The sequence below is a fragment of the Salegentibacter maritimus genome (assembly GCF_016236915.1).
In the GTDB taxonomy this organism is placed as follows: domain Bacteria; phylum Bacteroidota; class Bacteroidia; order Flavobacteriales; family Flavobacteriaceae; genus Salegentibacter; species Salegentibacter maritimus.
Genome location: NZ_JAEHOK010000007.1, coordinates 25,047 through 41,105, shown reverse-complemented (window position 1 = coordinate 41,105; position 16,059 = coordinate 25,047). Strand labels below are relative to the sequence as shown.

The window sequence follows — 16,059 nt, the reverse complement described above, 5'->3', positions numbered from 1 at the left end:
TCTGAAAAGCTTTTAAATCGTCATTCTACCCCGAAAGCTATCGGGGTTATTTCAGAATCTAAGATGTTGGTATTCAAAACATGTTAGAAGCTAAAAAAAGTCCGCCTAAATGGATTGGCAGATTCAGCCTGACGAAACTAGACTTTTCAGACAGTCTCTGTTATTAGTTTTTAAAAGATACTCGAGAATCGAGATTTAGATACATTATTTAAAATTGCTAAGAAAATCCTGAATTTGCTGCTGAAGTTCAGGTGTAGCCTTTACTAAAGGTAATCTCACATAATTCTCAATGCTCCCTTTTTGGGCCAACAAGGCTTTAATTCCGGCCGGATTTCCTTCGGCAAAAATTAAATCTATAGAGTGTTGTATTTTATAATGAAGTTTATAAGCTTCGGCCGATTTACCATCTAAGCCCAGCGACACCATTTTAGAGAACTCGGCAGGTAAGCCCTGTGCAATCACAGAAATTACTCCTTTACCCCCGGCCAAGGTCATAGGCAGGGTAAGCATATCGTCTCCTGAAATCACGAAAAAATCTTCCGGTACCAAACTTATTAATTTCATTGCCTGCACCATATCTCCGGCAGCTTCTTTAACCCCGATTACATTTTCAAAATCCCTTGCTATACGATTTATAGTTTCCGGCAGCATATTAGATGCAGTTCTCCCCGGTACATTATAAAGAATTATGGGCAAAGGAGAAGCAGTAGACACCGCTTTAAAGTGCTGATAGATTCCTTCCTGGGTTGGTTTATTATAAAAAGGAGAAACAGAAAGTATGGCGTCAAAACCTGTAAAATCTTCAGCTTTCAACTCTTCACATACCAAACGGGTATTATTTCCACCAAGGCCTAAAACCAGAGGAAGTCGGTTATTATTCTGCTTAACTACGGTATTTTTTACTAGTTGCTTTTCTTCTTTATCAAGACTGGCACTTTCGGCGGTTGTTCCTAAAACCACCAGGTAATCTACTCCGTTCTCAATCTGGCTCTCTACCAGGTTCTCCAGTGCTTGTACATCTACCGATAAGTCTTCCTTAAAAGGAGTTATTAAAGCTACACCGGTACCAATAAATGATTTCATTATATTTTTTTATTTTGATGATAATCCAAAAGGCTTGCCATTTTTAAATTAAAACCGCAAGATTTTTGGGAGACAAATGTATTGATTTTGTATATGTTTAAAAGCAAAACTTAGCTTCGGTTTTTAAATGAAGCACATATTTAACAGCTTTATTTTTTCTGTTAAAAAATGAACAGAATACAATGTTTCTTATATCATTTAAACCAGGTTCATTAGCCTAAGCTTACGCTCTGGGGTAAGGAAGAAAAGCAAGCAAAATATTAAACCCGTAAACCATAATAAATTACCGGTGATTAAAATTGCAGAGTCGTTTAAATAAAAATGTGCTCCATCCCTTAAAACATCAGAAAAAATAAATGAAAGCATCAGGGTAATAAAGTATACCGATTTTCTTGAGTAGGAATTCAGGTAATAGATAAGTCCAACTATCCCCAGAATCAATAAATTAAGATAATAAAGTATATATACCGCAAACTCTAAATCATTACTCATATAATCTTTGAGTTCTGTTACATGGGTAAACAAAAGATAGGTGTTTACACTTATTAAAAGCAGAAAGTATATAAGCATACTTTTAGTGGCAGCCTGTCTTTGAGTGTTTTGAAAAGCCTCTCTACACAAGCAAAAATAACCACCTATATAGAAGAGAAGTAAAAGAAATGAAAAGGTATCTGAATGAAAAAAGAGCCCTACAAGCTGAGCCAGGAAGAAAAAAACAAAAAAACACAATGCATTAAAGCCGATTTTTTTATTGCGCCTTACGTATATAACAAAAACACCTACAATAAATAGAAGCTGAGTTAGCCGCATCAACCAATTCAAATCCCCTATTGCAGCATATATATTTACGCTCAATACCGGAAGGAAAAGAAGTAATAAATATTGAAAAAAACTCATTTTCATTCATTTGCCTGCCGAAAATAAAAAAATAATATTGTTAAATTTCTTTTTTAGAGGGATAGCAAGGCTCATTTTTAAGCTTGTCTCCCATTTTTCGACAAAACATCTATTTTCCTCGCTGAATTACCGCTATAGTTTTAAAAGACAAAACCTTAACTACACAGATAATCTATTTATCTTTGCATTTTTAATAAAATAAAGATGAAATTATTCAAATTGATTAATTGCGTATTCTTTGCCCTAATTATACTGAGCTGTAAAGACGATTCTATTGAAACGGCTAAAGTTAAAGGGCAGCGTATCGCTATAGATAACAAGATTGAATCCAATGCTGAAATTAAAGAGTTTATAACTCCTTTTAAAGAGCATTTAAATAAAACTTTAGATAGCACATTAGCTTATAATCCGCGAGCTATGGTAAAAAGCGACGGCGATTTAAATACTGCCATTGGTAATTTAATGGCCGATGTGGTTATGGAACAAGCCGGTCCTGTTTTTAAAAGCAGAACAGGAAACGAGATAGATATGGTTCTGCTTAATCACGGCGGAATTAGAGCTGGCTTAAATAAAGGAAAAATATCTACCAGAAGCGCCTACGCACTAATGCCTTTTGAGAATGAAATTGTGATTGCTGAAATTTCTGGAGCAAAAATCAAAGAAATGCTTACTTATCTTGAGCGTGCAAAAACTGCCCATCCTGTAAGTGGCATTCAAATTATAATGAATAAAAATTATAAAGTTAAAAGCGCAGAAATAAAAGGAAAAAAAATAGAAAAAGACAAGACTTATTTTGTAGCCACCTCAGACTATTTACAGCAAGGGGGCGATAATATGCTGTTTTTTAAGAATCCGGTAGGCCTAACTAAAATAAATTATAAGTTACGTAATGCTATTATAGATTATTTTAAAAAAGTAGACACCTTAAAAGTAACTAAAGACAATAGGTTTATTAGACAGTAAACTACCTCGGGGTATTACACCCTTTGGCGGTGCCAACAAAGAGACTTTATAAAAGTCTATTAATTAAGTTTTTAATTTCGAAATTCACATACAGCTATCTAAATTTCGATTATTGAGAAGGAAATAATGAAAAGAAGAAATTTTATTCAACAAACCTCGGCAGCAACCGCGTTTATAGGAATTGGTGGTTTAAGCACATTTTCTTTTAAGCCAAATTATAAAAAGCATATTACCATTCTGCATACCAACGATGTTCACAGCCATATTGAGCCTTTTGGCCCCGATGATTCCAGAAATCCAAATATGGGTGGTGTTGCCAGGCGGGCAACTTTAATTGAGCAGATTAAAAATGAAAATCCAAATACGCTATTGTTAGACGCGGGAGATATTTTCCAGGGCACACCATACTTTAATTTCTATGGGGGTGAATTGGAGTTCAAACTAATGAGTAAAATGCAATACGATGCTGCTACCATAGGAAACCACGATTTTGACAATGGTATAGATGGGTTGCTTGCGCAACTCCCACATGCCAAATTCAGTTTTATTTCCTCTAATTACGACTTCAGCAATACTGTACTGGATGGCCATACCCACCAACATAAAGTTTTTACAAAAGACGGAGTTAAAATTGGCGTTTTTGGTTTGGGGGTTGAATTACAAGGGCTGGTAAACGATAGTCTTTACAAAGAAACTAAATACCTGGATCCTATAGAAATTGCACAAGATCAAAGCCGAATTTTAAAAGAAGAAAAAAAATGCGACCTGGTAATTTGCCTTTCGCACTTAGGCTACAAATACAATAGCGACAAAGTCTCTGACCTTAAACTAGCAAAAGCCACAGAAAACATTGACCTTATTATTGGCGGTCACACCCATACTTTTTTAGAAAAACCTACTGTTGAAACAAATAAAGCAGGTAAAAAAGTCCTGGTAAATCAGGTAGGCTGTTATGGCCTTTACCTGGGAAGAATTGATTTTTATTTAGACGATAAAAATAATATTGAAGCTAATGGATTAAAAATTGAGGTTTAAGCTTTAAAGCTTAAACCTCAGCAAACTACCTCGGGGTATTACACCCTTTGGCGTTGCCAATAAACAAAGGCTTTTCTATGGGTTTTATAAAAACTTCGTACCTATTAATACTAAAGCTCATTTTTTCTATTGATGGAAAAACGAACTCAAAAAAAATTAATCAAGCATCTCCAAAAACTCATCTTCACTTATAATTGTAGTCCCCAATTTTTCTGCTTTTGTGAGTTTACTAGGCCCCATATTGTCCCCGGCTACTAAATAATTTGTTTTTCCCGAAATAGATCCGGAGACCTTCCCTCCGTTATCTTCTATCATTTTCTTGAGTTCATTCCTGGAAACCTTTTCAAAAACCCCCGAAATTACAAAAGTATTTCCTCCCAGTTTATCACTCTGGTTTTCCAGTTCCTCAACAGCTATTTCTAATTGAAGCCCGTAATCTTTAAGACGCTCAATAATTACTTTATTCTCTTCTGAAGCAAAGAAGTCGGTGACACTTTGTGCAATGCGTTCCCCTATTTCATCAACTGAGGTAAGGTCTTCGATATTCGCTGAAGCTAATGCATCTATACTTTTATAATATATCGCCAGTTTTTTAGCTACTGTTTCCCCTACATACCTAATACCAAGAGCAAACAAAACACGTTCAAAGGGAATTTCTTTAGACTTTTCAATACCATTAATTAGGTTATCAGCCGATTTCTCTGCCATTCGTTCCAGGGGAAGAACATCCTCTTTTTTTAGCGTATATAAATCGGCGTAATTGGCAATTAAATTAGCATTCACTAATAAAGCAACTGTTTCCCCGCCCAGGCCTTCAATATCCATTGCTTTTCGTGAAATAAAATGTTGAATCCTCCCAATAATTTGCGGGGGGCAACCATGATAATTAGGGCAGTAATGTTGTGCTTCCCCTTCTTTTCTAACTAACTCGCTATCGCATTCAGGGCAGGTTTCAGCATACTGGGTTTCGGGGGTTGCCGGATCTCTTTGTGTAAAATCTACACCTACAATTTTTGGAATAATTTCACCTCCTTTTTCTACAAAAACGATATCCCCTTCCCTTACGTCCAATTTTTCAATCTGGTCGGCATTGTGCAAAGAAGCCCGCTTTACCGTAGTTCCCGCCAATTGCACCGGATCGAGATTAGCCACGGGGGTTATTGCACCTGTCCTGCCTACCTGGTAGGTAATTTTATTCAGTTTTGTACTTTCTTGCTCTGCCTTAAACTTATAGGCCATGGCCCAACGAGGTGATTTAGCTGTATACCCCAGCTCGTCTTGTTGATCAAAACTATTTACTTTTACCACCACGCCATCGGTTTCATAAGGAAGATCGTGGCGGTACTGATCCCAGTAATTCACATACTCCAGTACCTCGGCAATACTGTTTTTTAATTCCGCTTCAGCCGGAACTTTAAAACCCCACTCCCTTGCTTTTTCAAGGCCTTCAAATTGAGATTTTACCGGTAAGCTATCGGCTACCAGGCTATACAACAAGCAATCCAAAGGTCTTTTGGCAACCTCGGCACTATCCTGAAGTTTCAGGCTTCCAGAGGCGGTGTTCCTGGGGTTAGCATAAGGTTCTTCGCCTGCTTCTATTCTTTCTGCATTCATCTTCGCAAAACCTTCATACGGCAAAACAATCTCTCCCCTAATATCAAATTTCTTAGGGAAATCGCCCTTTAATTTTAAGGGTACAGATTTTATTGTTTTTATATTATTGGTAACATCGTCTCCCTGAAAACCGTCACCCCGTGTAACAGCACGTTTTAACATACCATTTTCATAGGTAAGACTAATGGAAGCACCATCATATTTTAACTCGCAAACATACTGCACTTTCCCTCCAATAGCTTTTTCAATACGTTTTTCCCAGTCTTCTAACTCTTCCTTCGAATAGGAATTGGAAAGCGAATACATTCTATGATCGTGAACAACAGTATTGAAATTTTTAGTTATCGCGCCCCCTACACGTCTTGTTGGCGAGTTGCTATCCTCAAATTCGGGATGCTGCTCTTCCAGTTGCTGAAGCTCTTTTAGCTTCATATCAAAGTCATAATCGCTTATTTCAGGTTTATCTTCAATATAATATAGGTAATTGTGCCTATGTAATTCTTCTCGTAATTGTTTAATCTTTTCCTGGATAGTCATAAAAAGGAGAACTGCTAAATTATTGCTGAGTTTTTAGTTTATCGTTTTCAAAAATAAGGCAATGTTTTTTTCCATGCTGTGTAAATTTTATTTCAAATTGAAATTTACCATTGGGACTTTTGGCGGGAAACCAGTTTTTAAGGTTTTGAAAAATACCTACAGACAAGCTTTCATCTTCACCAACTACACAAAACAGCTTAAAACTGCCATCACATATATCAAGTTTACAATTAATATTTAGAAAATTGAATTTCCTCTGAATATTTTTAGGTGCAAGTCAAACTTCACTAATACTAAAAAAATTTTTATTCGAGAAAATGGCCGATTTAGGTTTACGGAAGTCCTAGCAAGAGGTAAATTCAATTATATTTTATCCTTATTCCTAATTGTAAATAAAAAGCAGCAGATTCCTGGCGTGAATTTCAGCCCTGGCACTGGCAATATATTCACCAAAACCTCCTTATTTTAAGCCCTTAAACCACTATTTCTTATATACGCTCTTCGCGTTGATTTATTATTTTCAGTTTGTGTTCCCATTTGCTGTCCTTCAAAAATTCTTTATAATCTTGAATATTCAGCATTTCGTTTATTGCCTGCCTTTTGTCTTTTGATTTTTCATAGTAAGATTTACAAATCTCATAACCAACCCAATAACCCAAATCTGGATAACTATCTTCAGAAGCTGTTTTATAGTTAGCTATCCAATTATTGTATCTATCATAATACATATCCTTTTTAAATTCACTCCATATTTTATTTTCCTTCCCTTTTGCCCATTCAAAAATTTTGCGATTGGGCGTCTCCCCGCTAATCAATTCACCAATAAAATCGGCCATCCCTTCTTGTATTACATATCCAAGAGTGGTTGTATCTTTTTTCATTCCGTCCTGTTGAAAATGAATTAATTCATGAGCAACCACATTAGGGAGGTATTTAGATTTATTCATCAATAATTTATCGCCAAAATCAAGTTCTCCTGTATCCACTCCCTCTCCATCACTCATTTGATTTACACCAATTAGCAAACCTGTAGGTGTAACTGTTCCACCGCTTGTAAACGCACCAATTATAAAATATACATCTGGAAATATTGCTTTGGGGTATATTTCTTTAAGATTCTTAAAACTGCTTTGAATGCCTTTTTTATATTCATCGACCATCAAAGTGTTCTCTTTTATCGTTTTATATAATCTTGGATGTGATTCAACGTGTTTTACAAAATAATCGATGGAACTTACTTTTACACCCATATAATCTTGCATACCATCACTAGCCTTCTCGAAATAGTATTTTTTGTAAATATTCTTTGCATTTAAAGAGTCTTCTCGCACTAAATTATAGGCTTGCCAAAAATTATGAATATCACTCGTAACAATTTGAGCACGATTTGGGTCGTTATTAGGCAAATTAGGTTCAGGGATTTTATCTACTAATTTTTCCCACTTTTTATTTTTATGCAAAATAGCTAAATCGGAATCTTTCATAAGGTAAGATTTATATTTAAACCCATACTTCACAACATCATCTAGTAAAACAAAAGCGCTATCTACTTTTTTTTGCAAAGCTAAACAACGGGCAGCATTGTAAGTAGCATTCATTTTTTGCCACTCAAAATCTGCTAGTTCTACTATTTTTAAATATTTGTCTTTGGCGGTCTTGTAGTTTTTCTCTTTATAGAGCGTATTAGCCTCGTTAATGATTTCCGAGATACTAGGTTTTTCCTGTCCGTTAATTTGGCCTACAGAAATGATTAAAAGCACGAAAAATAATATTTTCCTCATAAATTATGTTTTTGTTAAAGACGATTAAGAAAAGTGATTGTTACACTAAAGTGGCGCCACCACAGAAATTAATCGATTTTTAGCTATAGACAGGAAAGCTTAAAACATGCCAAGCATCTCCTTTTAAATCCATCATCTATATTCGGCAAGTTTCAAATTTGATAGCTCCCTATAAAACAGCAATTGTCTAGCTACATTATAAATATATTTGAAGCTTCTGGATTTTCATTTCTAAGAATCCTTTTTAAGTCTGGTCTTTACGCATCCATTTAGGCACAGGCATAGGCTTAAAGTGGTACATTTTTTCCAACAATTCTTCAGTATTTTCAGCAATTATCAGAAGATCAAAATTCTCTTTTTTAAGCAAACCTTTTCTAACCATAGTTTTAAGCATAGCTATTAAATCATCATAAAATCCGTCGATATTTAATAAGCCAATGGGGTTTTGATGCAGTCCTAACTGCGCCCAGGTAACAATTTCAAAAAGTTCTTCAAAAGTACCAAAACCACCAGGAAGAGCTATAAAACCGTCGCTTAGTTCATGGATTTTAAGCTTGCGCTCATGCATATCGCGCGTGGTAATTAACCGGCTTAAACCTGTGTGCACCAATTCTTTTGTTTTCAGAAAATCTGGAATCACCCCAATTACTTTTCCGTTATTTTGTAATGCGCCGGTAGCTACCTGCCCCATTAAACCAAGTTTACTTCCTCCATAAACCAATTGAATGTTTTTTTGAGCTAAAGTTTTGCCCAGGCGGTAAGATTCGGCATATATTTTTTCATCATTTCCGTCGCTACTTGCGCAAAAAACGGCAATACTCTTAAGATTATTTTTAGTGCTTTTTTCCAAAATAAATGTTTTCTTGTTTAAAAATTACCGGGATAAACTTCTAACCTTCCCAACCAAAAGCCTTGCGTAAACTCATCCCAATTTAATAGAAATAAGCCTCAAGGGTATTACTAATAATAATGCTCTATATCAAGATATACAGTATCTGCTTCGATCTCAAAAATCAATTTATGGCTCATGGCGTTTCCATCAGAAAATTTTTCGTTGATGATTTTCTCAGCTTTCTCCTCCTCCCTTTCATATTGCAGAACATAACCCCCATTACCTTTGCCCTTTTTCATTTTCAAAAAACCCGAAACCGATTTACCGGGCTCGAGTCTATTAAAAATTTTAGTTTTAGAACCTTTGTTTGTTTTAAGCTGTACGTTATGTAACACAACATTAGTATTATTTTTTATTTCAAAATCAACACCGGTTCCTTCAAACAAGTTACACGAGTTCATGATAAAGGCGCAAATGAGCAAACCAATAAATTTTCTCATAGTACTTTAATTAGTTGATGCAACTCCCTTTAACATCCTAAAATTCCCAAAGAGATCTTTTCGCTTTTCACAGATAAAACCCTGCTTCTGCATCATTGTTTTGGTTTCTTCGGCGAGATATTGATTAATCTCAAAGTAAAGTTTTGCTTTAGGATTAAGGGCCTTCTTAGCTAATTTCGTGATTTTATTATAAAAAAGTAAAGGATCTTGATCTTTAACATATAAAGCTGTTTCAGGCTCATGGTCCAAAACATTTCGTTGCATTTCCTTTTTTTCCAGCTCGCGCACATAAGGTGGGTTAGATACTATAATATCCCAATGGCCCGATAATGTTTCGGTTTTTAAAATATCCTGCTGAATAAAACTAATTTCCACCTCATTATTTTTTGCATTGGCTTTAGCAATTTCCAGGGCTTTATCAGAAATATCCAGGGCCGAAACTTTAGCTTTAGGAAGATGTCTTGCCAGGGAAATCGCAATACAGCCACTCCCGGTCCCTATATCCAAAATTTTCAATGATTTTTCTTCCAGAGCAAAATCCTCTAAAACCCATTGCACTAGTTCTTCTGTTTCCGGTCTTGGCACCAGCACATTATTATCTACACTAAAAGTTAATCCGAAAAACTCGGTTTCCCCAATAATATACTGAATAGGCTCATGATTTTTTAACCTTGCTAAAGCATTTTCAAACCTACCTATATTAGCAGGTTCTATTTCAAGATCCGGATCTAAAGCCAGGTCTAAGCGCCTTACTCCCAAAAATGCTTCAGTGAGCAAAAAGAAAAATGAAAGCACTTCTTCAACCGGATAATCTTTTTCCAGCGTTTCTAGAAAAAGTTCTTTTTGTGCTTTTAATTTCATTTAAATTTATGAGTTATCAGTTCTCCTGTGTAAGTTTTCAGTTATTTCTGTTTGTGGGTTAGGAAAAGTATTTAACACCTCCTCTTCACTTTTAAATATCCTTAATCATCCACATTGTACAATTATAATGACCTGTTTCTCCCAGCGGTTTTTCTAAAGATCTAAATCCGCTACGGGCGTAAAGTTTTCTTGCGTCTTGCATATAAGGCAAAGTTTCAATATAGCATTGTTTAAAACCCTGGGATTTACCAAATTTCAGGCAGGCATCCATCATTTTTGCTCCTAAACCTTTGCCACGGGCCTCGGGCAGGAAATACATTTTTTGTAATTCACAGATGTTTTCTTCCAGTCCCACCAGTGGGGCAATACCCGCACCACCAAGAATTTCTCCTTTCTCTTCTACCACAAAGTAGGCCATTCGTGGCTTTTGATATGTAGCAAACATATTGTCCAGGGCTTCATCTTCATAGGCAGTACCAACTTTGGGAACGCCCATTTCTAATAAAACCTTTCTCACCACTTTGGCAACTTGCTGGTTGTCTTCCTTTTGAATCTCGCGTATTTTTAGTATGCTCATTCTTGGTAAATAATCCTATTTTAGCGGTGTGAATATACACGAAAAATACATAAAACGTTGTATCGAACTGGCCAAAAATGGCCTGGGAACCACCTACCCTAATCCATTGGTAGGCAGCGTAATTGTTCATAAAAATAAAATTATTGGTGAAGGCTGGCATCAAAAAGCAGGGGAAGCCCATGCTGAAGTAAACGCGGTAAATTCTGTTAAAGACACATCGCTTTTAAAGCACGCCACAATATATGTTAGCCTGGAGCCTTGCAGCCACTATGGAAAAACTCCTCCGTGTAGCGATTTAATTATTGCAAAAGGTATTAAAAAGGTGGTAATTGGCACCATAGATCCTTTTGCTAAGGTAGCCGGGCGTGGTATTAAGAAATTGATGGAAGCAGGTTGTGATGTCCAAATTGGGGTTTTAGAGAAAGAATGCCGGGATCTCAACAAGCGCTTTTTCACCTTTCATCAAAAAAAGCGCCCCTATATTGTTTTGAAATGGGCCCATACCGCCGATGGTTTTATCGCTCCAAAAATTCAGGAAACAAGGGGGCCGGTTTGGATTACCAATCAATATTCTAAGCAATTGGTACACAAATGGCGTAGTGAAGAACAAGCTATTTTAGTAGGTACAAACACTGCCATTGCAGATAACCCTAAATTAAACACAAGACTTTGGAAAGGCGAAAATCCTGTGCGGGTAGTGATAGACAGGGAATTAAAAATTCCAGAAAATTCAGCTTTATTTGATAGTAGTATAAAAACTATTGTTTTCACCAAAAAAACCGAAACATCTACCCCTAATTTAGTATTTGAAACCTTAAATTTTAAGGAACAGCTCCCGGCACAAATTTGCGAGGTGCTACACAGGCACAACTTACAGTCGCTTATTATTGAAGGAGGAGCAAAAACGCTTCAGGAATTTATAAATTTTAATCTTTGGGACGAAGCCAGGGTTTTTTCGGGAATTTCAGAGTTTCATGAAGGTGTAAAAGCACCGGGATTTTCAGGCAAGACAATTTTAAAAACCAACCTGGAACGAGATACTTTAAAAATTTACAAAAATGATTAAAAACCTAATATTCGATTTTGGAGACGTATTTGTAAACCTGGACAAACCGGCAACTATGCGTGAAATGAGTAAACATCAAATCCCAGCACTTTCAGAAAATTTACTGCAAGTAAATCAGCAATATGAAAAGGGGCTTATTTCATCAGAAGCTTTTATAAAATCTTACCAAACCGAATATCCTAAGCTTCAGGAACACCAGTTTAAAAATTCCTGGAATGCCATTTTAATAGACTTCCCCGAATACCGCTACCGATTTCTAAAGAAACTTTCTGAAGAAAAAAATTACCGGTTAATTCTTCTAAGCAACACCAATGAAATTCATATAGATTGGATAAAAGAAAATGTAGCGTTTTTTGAAGATTTTAAAGCTTGTTTTGATGCATTTTATCTTTCGCACGAAATAAATTTTAGAAAACCCGATACCGAGATTTATGAGTTTGTACTACAAGAGCATAATTTAGAAGCCGGGGAATGCCTTTTTATAGACGACACCAAAGAAAACACCGAAGCCGCCAAAAGCTTAGGGCTACACACCTGGAATATTAATCCGCAGCAGGAAGACATTATAGATTTATTTACTGCCAGAAAGGAATTGTTTTGATTTACCTACTGCTAAGCATTCTTTCTTCTACCATAATTTTTGTAGTCTTTAGACTTTATAAAAAATATGGTGTAAACACACTACAGGCTATAATTATTAATTATTTTATAGCATGTACCGTAGGCTTTTTTGGGTATATTGAAAGTACGGAAGACCTGATAAGGATTCCCTCTGAATCATGGTTTATGGGTATTATCATTTTAGGTGCCCTGTTTATTACTGTATTTAATCTTGCAGCTATCACCACACAGCGCAGCGGGCTATCGGTGGTTTCGGTAGCTACCAAAATGTCGCTTGCCATCCCGGTTTTCTGCGGAATATTTATTTATAATGAAAGTCTGGGATTCTTAAAAATTACGGGGGTTATCCTTGCTTTGCTGGCGGTATACTTAAGCTCAATAAAAACAAAAAAAGGCATAAGTATAAAAAGAGAAAACCTCATATTTCCCTTACTGGTTTTTATTGGAAGTGGAGTTATTGATACCACTATAAATTACCTGGAAAACTTTTATGTTTCAGAAAATGATGTAGGACTTTTTTCGTCCAGTATTTTTGGTATTGCAGGAATAATTGGGACACTTATTTTAATTGGCCAGGCATTTTTAGGAAAATTAAAAATTACCTGGAGAAACATTGCCGGCGGAATCGCATTAGGAATTCCCAATTATTTTTCGATCTATTTTTTAGTAATGGCCCTCCGTTCTCCGGGATTTGAAAATTCGGTGATTTTTACATTAAACCATGTAGGAATTGTTTTGGCTTCTACTATTTTGGGAATTGTATTATTTAAAGAAGTTTTACTGAAGAAAAACTGGATTGGTATTGCACTGGCTGTGCTAAGTATTATCCTGGTGGCAAGTAGTCAGTAAACTAAGTCGGGGCAAGCCTCGGGGTACACCCTTTGGCGTTGCCAATAAATCTATCAAGAAGAAGGCTTCGTGGGTTTCAAATACTTTAGGCCTAAAAACAATTTAAAATGAAAGACACCTATAAAACCATAACCAAAGCTTCTCCCGAAGTTTTATTTAAAGACCGAAACTCAAAATTCTTCGGTTATGCTTTTCCGGTCAAAACTGAAGACGAAGCTAATCTTCATTTAGAAGAATTAAAATCGAAACACCACAAAGCCCGGCATTGGTGTTATGCCTGGCAATTAGGAAAATCTGATTTTCAATATCGGGCCAACGACGATGGAGAACCTTCAAATTCTGCCGGAATGCCCATTTACGGGCAAATCCAGTCGTTTGAAGTTACCAATATTTTAATTGTTGTGGTAAGGTATTTTGGTGGTGTAAAACTTGGTGTTGGCGGACTTATAAATGCGTATAAAACCGCCGCACAAATGGCTCTGGAAGAAGCCAATATAATTACATACACTATAGACGAAGTATTTGAGATTAGTTTTGATTATCCCGAAATGAATATTGTAATGCGCTTAATAAAGGAAAATAACCTTACAGTTATAGAGCAAAAACTGGCCCTGGATTGCAAAATTTATATTTCTGTTAGAAAAAAAGAAGCAGATGCAATTTTTGAAAAATTCAATTCAACCTACAAGGTAGGAATAAAAAGAATGGAGCATTAAAATTTAAACAGCATACATTCCTAAAATCATTTTAAATGACGTTTAATCGCGCAAACCCTACAGGTCTAAAAGTATAAGAATTTGTTTAATTATTATTTCAACTTATCTAAAATATATTTTGGGCATCGAATAGGTTTTTTAGAAATAGCATCCATAAAAACAAGTGTAGTAGCCCCGGTTGTGAGTAGTTCTTTATTTTGATTATAAATTACATATTCAAAAGTTATCTTCACAGACGGAAGTTCTTTCAATTTTACTTCAATTTTAAGTTCATCTTCAAAAACGGCTGGCTTTAAAAATTTTGTTTGAAGCTCATAAACAGGTAACATCACCCCGGTTTCTTCCATATTTTTATACGAAATCCCGAAGGCCATAAGCCACTCAAGACGTGCTATTTCGAAGTATTGAGCATAATTTCCGTGGTGCACCACCCCCATTTGATCGGTTTCTGCATAACGGACTTTAACATAAGAGACATGACTTTTCATACTGAATTTAACAGGTAATGTGAATGAGGTTTTGTATTTTCATTGGCGGAATTAAGTATGCGTAAATTTTTCTTAAAAGTCAAGCCCAAACTGGTTTTTTTATTAGATAATTTGTTCACATATTTGTTCCACTTAAGTTAAGAGACCCCTATATCTTTTTAACTACAAATAAACCACTACTAACCTAAAATAATACAACACAAAGCATGTCAAAAACTGCGCAATCAGTTTGGAATAGCTGTCTGGCTTTTATCAAAGATAATATTACTCCACAGGCATATAAAACGTGGTTTGAACCCATACAAGCAGTAAAACTTACAGACTGTGCCCTAAGTATTCAAGTGCCTTCAAAGTTTTTTTATGAGTGGCTGGAAGAGCACTACGTAAAGCTTTTAAAAGTTTCACTTACCAAAGAGCTTGGAGAAAAAGCAAAATTGGTGTATGTGATTAAGATGGAAAATACTTACGGAAACAAAATGCCGTTTACCGAAAAGATTCCGAGTACACAGCGCAGTAATATGACTTCCCAGGAAGTAGATGTACCTATAAAGAATAAAAACCCAGAATTAAAAAACCCATTTATAATCCCGGGAATTAGAAATGTAAAAATTGAATCACAATTAAACCCGAGCTACAATTTCGAAAATTTTCTGGAAGGAGATTCTAACCGTTTAGCAAGATCGGCCGGACTGGCTGTGGCCAATAAACCGGGAGGAACTTCTTTTAACCCACTGCTTATTTTTGGCGGGGTAGGATTAGGAAAAACCCATTTAGCACATGCCATTGGGGTTGAAATTAAAGATAAATATCCCGAAAAGACCGTTCTATATATTTCGGCTGAAAAGTTTACCCAGCAATACATAGAATCAGTCAAGAAAAATAATAGAAATGATTTTATTCATTTTTATCAAATTATTGATGTTCTAATTGTTGATGATATTCAATTGTTATCAGGTAAAGCGGGAACCCAGGATGTATTTTTCCATATTTTCAACCATTTACATCAAAACGGTAAACAAGTTATCTTAACCAGTGATAAGGCACCGGTAGATATGCAGGATATTGAGCAACGCCTGCTTTCCAGGTTTAAATGGGGGCTTTCTGCCGAACTGCAACATCCAGATTTTGAAACCAGGATTTCTATTATTAAAAACAAACTTTACAGAGACGGTGTAGAGATGCCTGAGGAGATTGTTGAGTTTTTAGCCAATAATATTAAAACGAATATTCGCGAATTGGAGGGGGCGATTATTTCGCTTATAGCCCACTCTTCTTTCAACAAAAAGGATATCACCTTAGAACTCGCTAAAAAAATTGTAGACAACTACGTAAAAAATACCAAAAGAGAAGTTTCTATAGATTATATTCAGAAGGTAGTAAGCGATTATTTCCAAATGGATATACAAACCTTACAATCTAAGACTCGTAAAAGACATATTGTACAGGCAAGACAGCTAGCTATGTTTTTTGCTAAAAAATTCACCAAAGCCTCTTTAGCCAGTATTGGATCTCAAATTGGCAAACGTGACCACGCCACTGTTTTACATGCATGCAAAACCGTAGATAACTTATCTACCACCGACAAACAATTCAAAAAATTTGTTGAAGACCTCAACAAAAAACTTACTATATAAAAAGT

At 35.8% G+C, this 16,059-nt stretch carries 16 protein-coding genes; 7 read left to right on the top strand and 9 right to left on the bottom strand.

Features of this window, described 5'->3' with window-relative positions; translation table 11 throughout:
- Positions 1-204: 204 nt before the first annotated feature.
- Together dapA and I6U49_RS06835 are read right to left on the bottom strand one after the other, a co-directional pair.
- On the bottom strand, positions 205-1,083 hold the full coding sequence (dapA, locus tag I6U49_RS06840) for a 4-hydroxy-tetrahydrodipicolinate synthase (RefSeq protein WP_198628097.1): 879 nt from the start codon (positions 1,081-1,083) through the stop codon (positions 205-207).
- Between the two features lie 198 nt (positions 1,084-1,281).
- Positions 1,282-1,653 (bottom strand): hypothetical protein, encoded by a 372-nt coding sequence (locus I6U49_RS06835; protein ID WP_198628096.1) that lies wholly within the window; start codon positions 1,651-1,653, stop codon positions 1,282-1,284.
- Positions 1,654-2,184: 531 nt separating this feature from the next.
- Here I6U49_RS06835 and I6U49_RS06830 point away from each other — a divergent pair.
- The gene (locus tag I6U49_RS06830; RefSeq protein WP_198628095.1) at positions 2,185-2,943 is read left to right on the top strand and encodes a 5'-nucleotidase C-terminal domain-containing protein; all 759 of its coding nucleotides are present in this window, start codon (positions 2,185-2,187) and stop codon (positions 2,941-2,943) included.
- A gap of 126 nt (positions 2,944-3,069) precedes the next feature.
- The gene (locus tag I6U49_RS06825; RefSeq protein ID WP_198628094.1) at positions 3,070-3,978 is read left to right on the top strand and encodes a bifunctional metallophosphatase/5'-nucleotidase; all 909 of its coding nucleotides are present in this window, start codon (positions 3,070-3,072) and stop codon (positions 3,976-3,978) included.
- Between the two features lie 156 nt (positions 3,979-4,134).
- On the opposite strand, the gene ligA is transcribed toward I6U49_RS06825, so the two are convergent.
- The 6 genes from ligA to I6U49_RS06795 all read right to left on the bottom strand — a co-directional run bounded on the left by ligA (position 4,135) and on the right by I6U49_RS06795 (position 10,680).
- On the bottom strand, positions 4,135-6,129 hold the full coding sequence (ligA, locus tag I6U49_RS06820; RefSeq protein WP_198628093.1) for an NAD-dependent DNA ligase LigA: 1,995 nt from the start codon (positions 6,127-6,129) through the stop codon (positions 4,135-4,137).
- Positions 6,130-6,617: 488 nt separating this feature from the next.
- A complete protein-coding gene (locus tag I6U49_RS06815; protein WP_198628092.1) occupies positions 6,618-7,910 on the bottom strand; it encodes a gliding motility protein GldB-related protein in 1,293 nt (430 codons plus the stop codon).
- 244 nt (positions 7,911-8,154) lie between these two features.
- A complete protein-coding gene (locus tag I6U49_RS06810; protein ID WP_193711885.1) occupies positions 8,155-8,763 on the bottom strand; it encodes an LOG family protein in 609 nt (202 codons plus the stop codon).
- A 107-nt stretch (positions 8,764-8,870) separates the two neighbouring features.
- Complete coding sequence (locus I6U49_RS06805; RefSeq protein ID WP_198628091.1) at positions 8,871-9,242, bottom strand: hypothetical protein; 372 nt, start codon at positions 9,240-9,242, stop codon at positions 8,871-8,873.
- 6 nt (positions 9,243-9,248) lie between these two features.
- Complete coding sequence (gene prmC, locus I6U49_RS06800; RefSeq protein ID WP_198628090.1) at positions 9,249-10,103, bottom strand: peptide chain release factor N(5)-glutamine methyltransferase; 855 nt, start codon at positions 10,101-10,103, stop codon at positions 9,249-9,251.
- Between the two features lie 91 nt (positions 10,104-10,194).
- Entirely contained in the window at positions 10,195-10,680 is a 486-nt protein-coding gene (locus I6U49_RS06795) for a GNAT family N-acetyltransferase (protein WP_198628089.1), read from the bottom strand.
- Positions 10,681-10,708: 28 nt separating this feature from the next.
- Here I6U49_RS06795 and ribD point away from each other — a divergent pair, with 28 nt between their 5' ends.
- The 4 genes from ribD to I6U49_RS06775 all read left to right on the top strand — a co-directional run bounded on the left by ribD (position 10,709) and on the right by I6U49_RS06775 (position 13,932).
- Positions 10,709-11,746, top strand: a complete 1,038-nt coding sequence (gene ribD / locus I6U49_RS06790; RefSeq protein WP_198628088.1) for a bifunctional diaminohydroxyphosphoribosylaminopyrimidine deaminase/5-amino-6-(5-phosphoribosylamino)uracil reductase RibD — start codon at positions 10,709-10,711, stop codon at positions 11,744-11,746.
- On the top strand, positions 11,739-12,347 hold the full coding sequence (locus I6U49_RS06785) for an HAD family hydrolase (protein WP_198628087.1): 609 nt from the start codon (positions 11,739-11,741) through the stop codon (positions 12,345-12,347). Before ribD ends, I6U49_RS06785 begins: the two co-directional genes overlap by 8 nt.
- On the top strand, positions 12,344-13,216 hold the full coding sequence (locus tag I6U49_RS06780) for an EamA/RhaT family transporter (protein WP_198628086.1): 873 nt from the start codon (positions 12,344-12,346) through the stop codon (positions 13,214-13,216). The genes I6U49_RS06785 and I6U49_RS06780 overlap by 4 nt, the downstream gene beginning before the upstream one ends.
- Before the next feature lie 107 nt (positions 13,217-13,323).
- Positions 13,324-13,932, top strand: coding sequence for an IMPACT family protein (locus tag I6U49_RS06775; protein WP_198628085.1), 609 nt, complete (start codon positions 13,324-13,326; stop codon positions 13,930-13,932).
- A gap of 92 nt (positions 13,933-14,024) precedes the next feature.
- Here I6U49_RS06775 and I6U49_RS06770 read toward each other — a convergent pair whose 3' ends face one another.
- Positions 14,025-14,420, bottom strand: a complete 396-nt coding sequence (locus I6U49_RS06770; RefSeq protein WP_193711856.1) for an acyl-CoA thioesterase — start codon at positions 14,418-14,420, stop codon at positions 14,025-14,027.
- Between the two features lie 206 nt (positions 14,421-14,626).
- On the opposite strand from I6U49_RS06770, the gene dnaA reads away from it, so the two are divergent.
- Positions 14,627-16,054 (top strand): chromosomal replication initiator protein DnaA, encoded by a 1,428-nt coding sequence (dnaA, locus tag I6U49_RS06765; RefSeq protein WP_193711857.1) that lies wholly within the window; start codon positions 14,627-14,629, stop codon positions 16,052-16,054.
- The last annotated feature ends 5 nt before the right edge of the window (positions 16,055-16,059 follow it).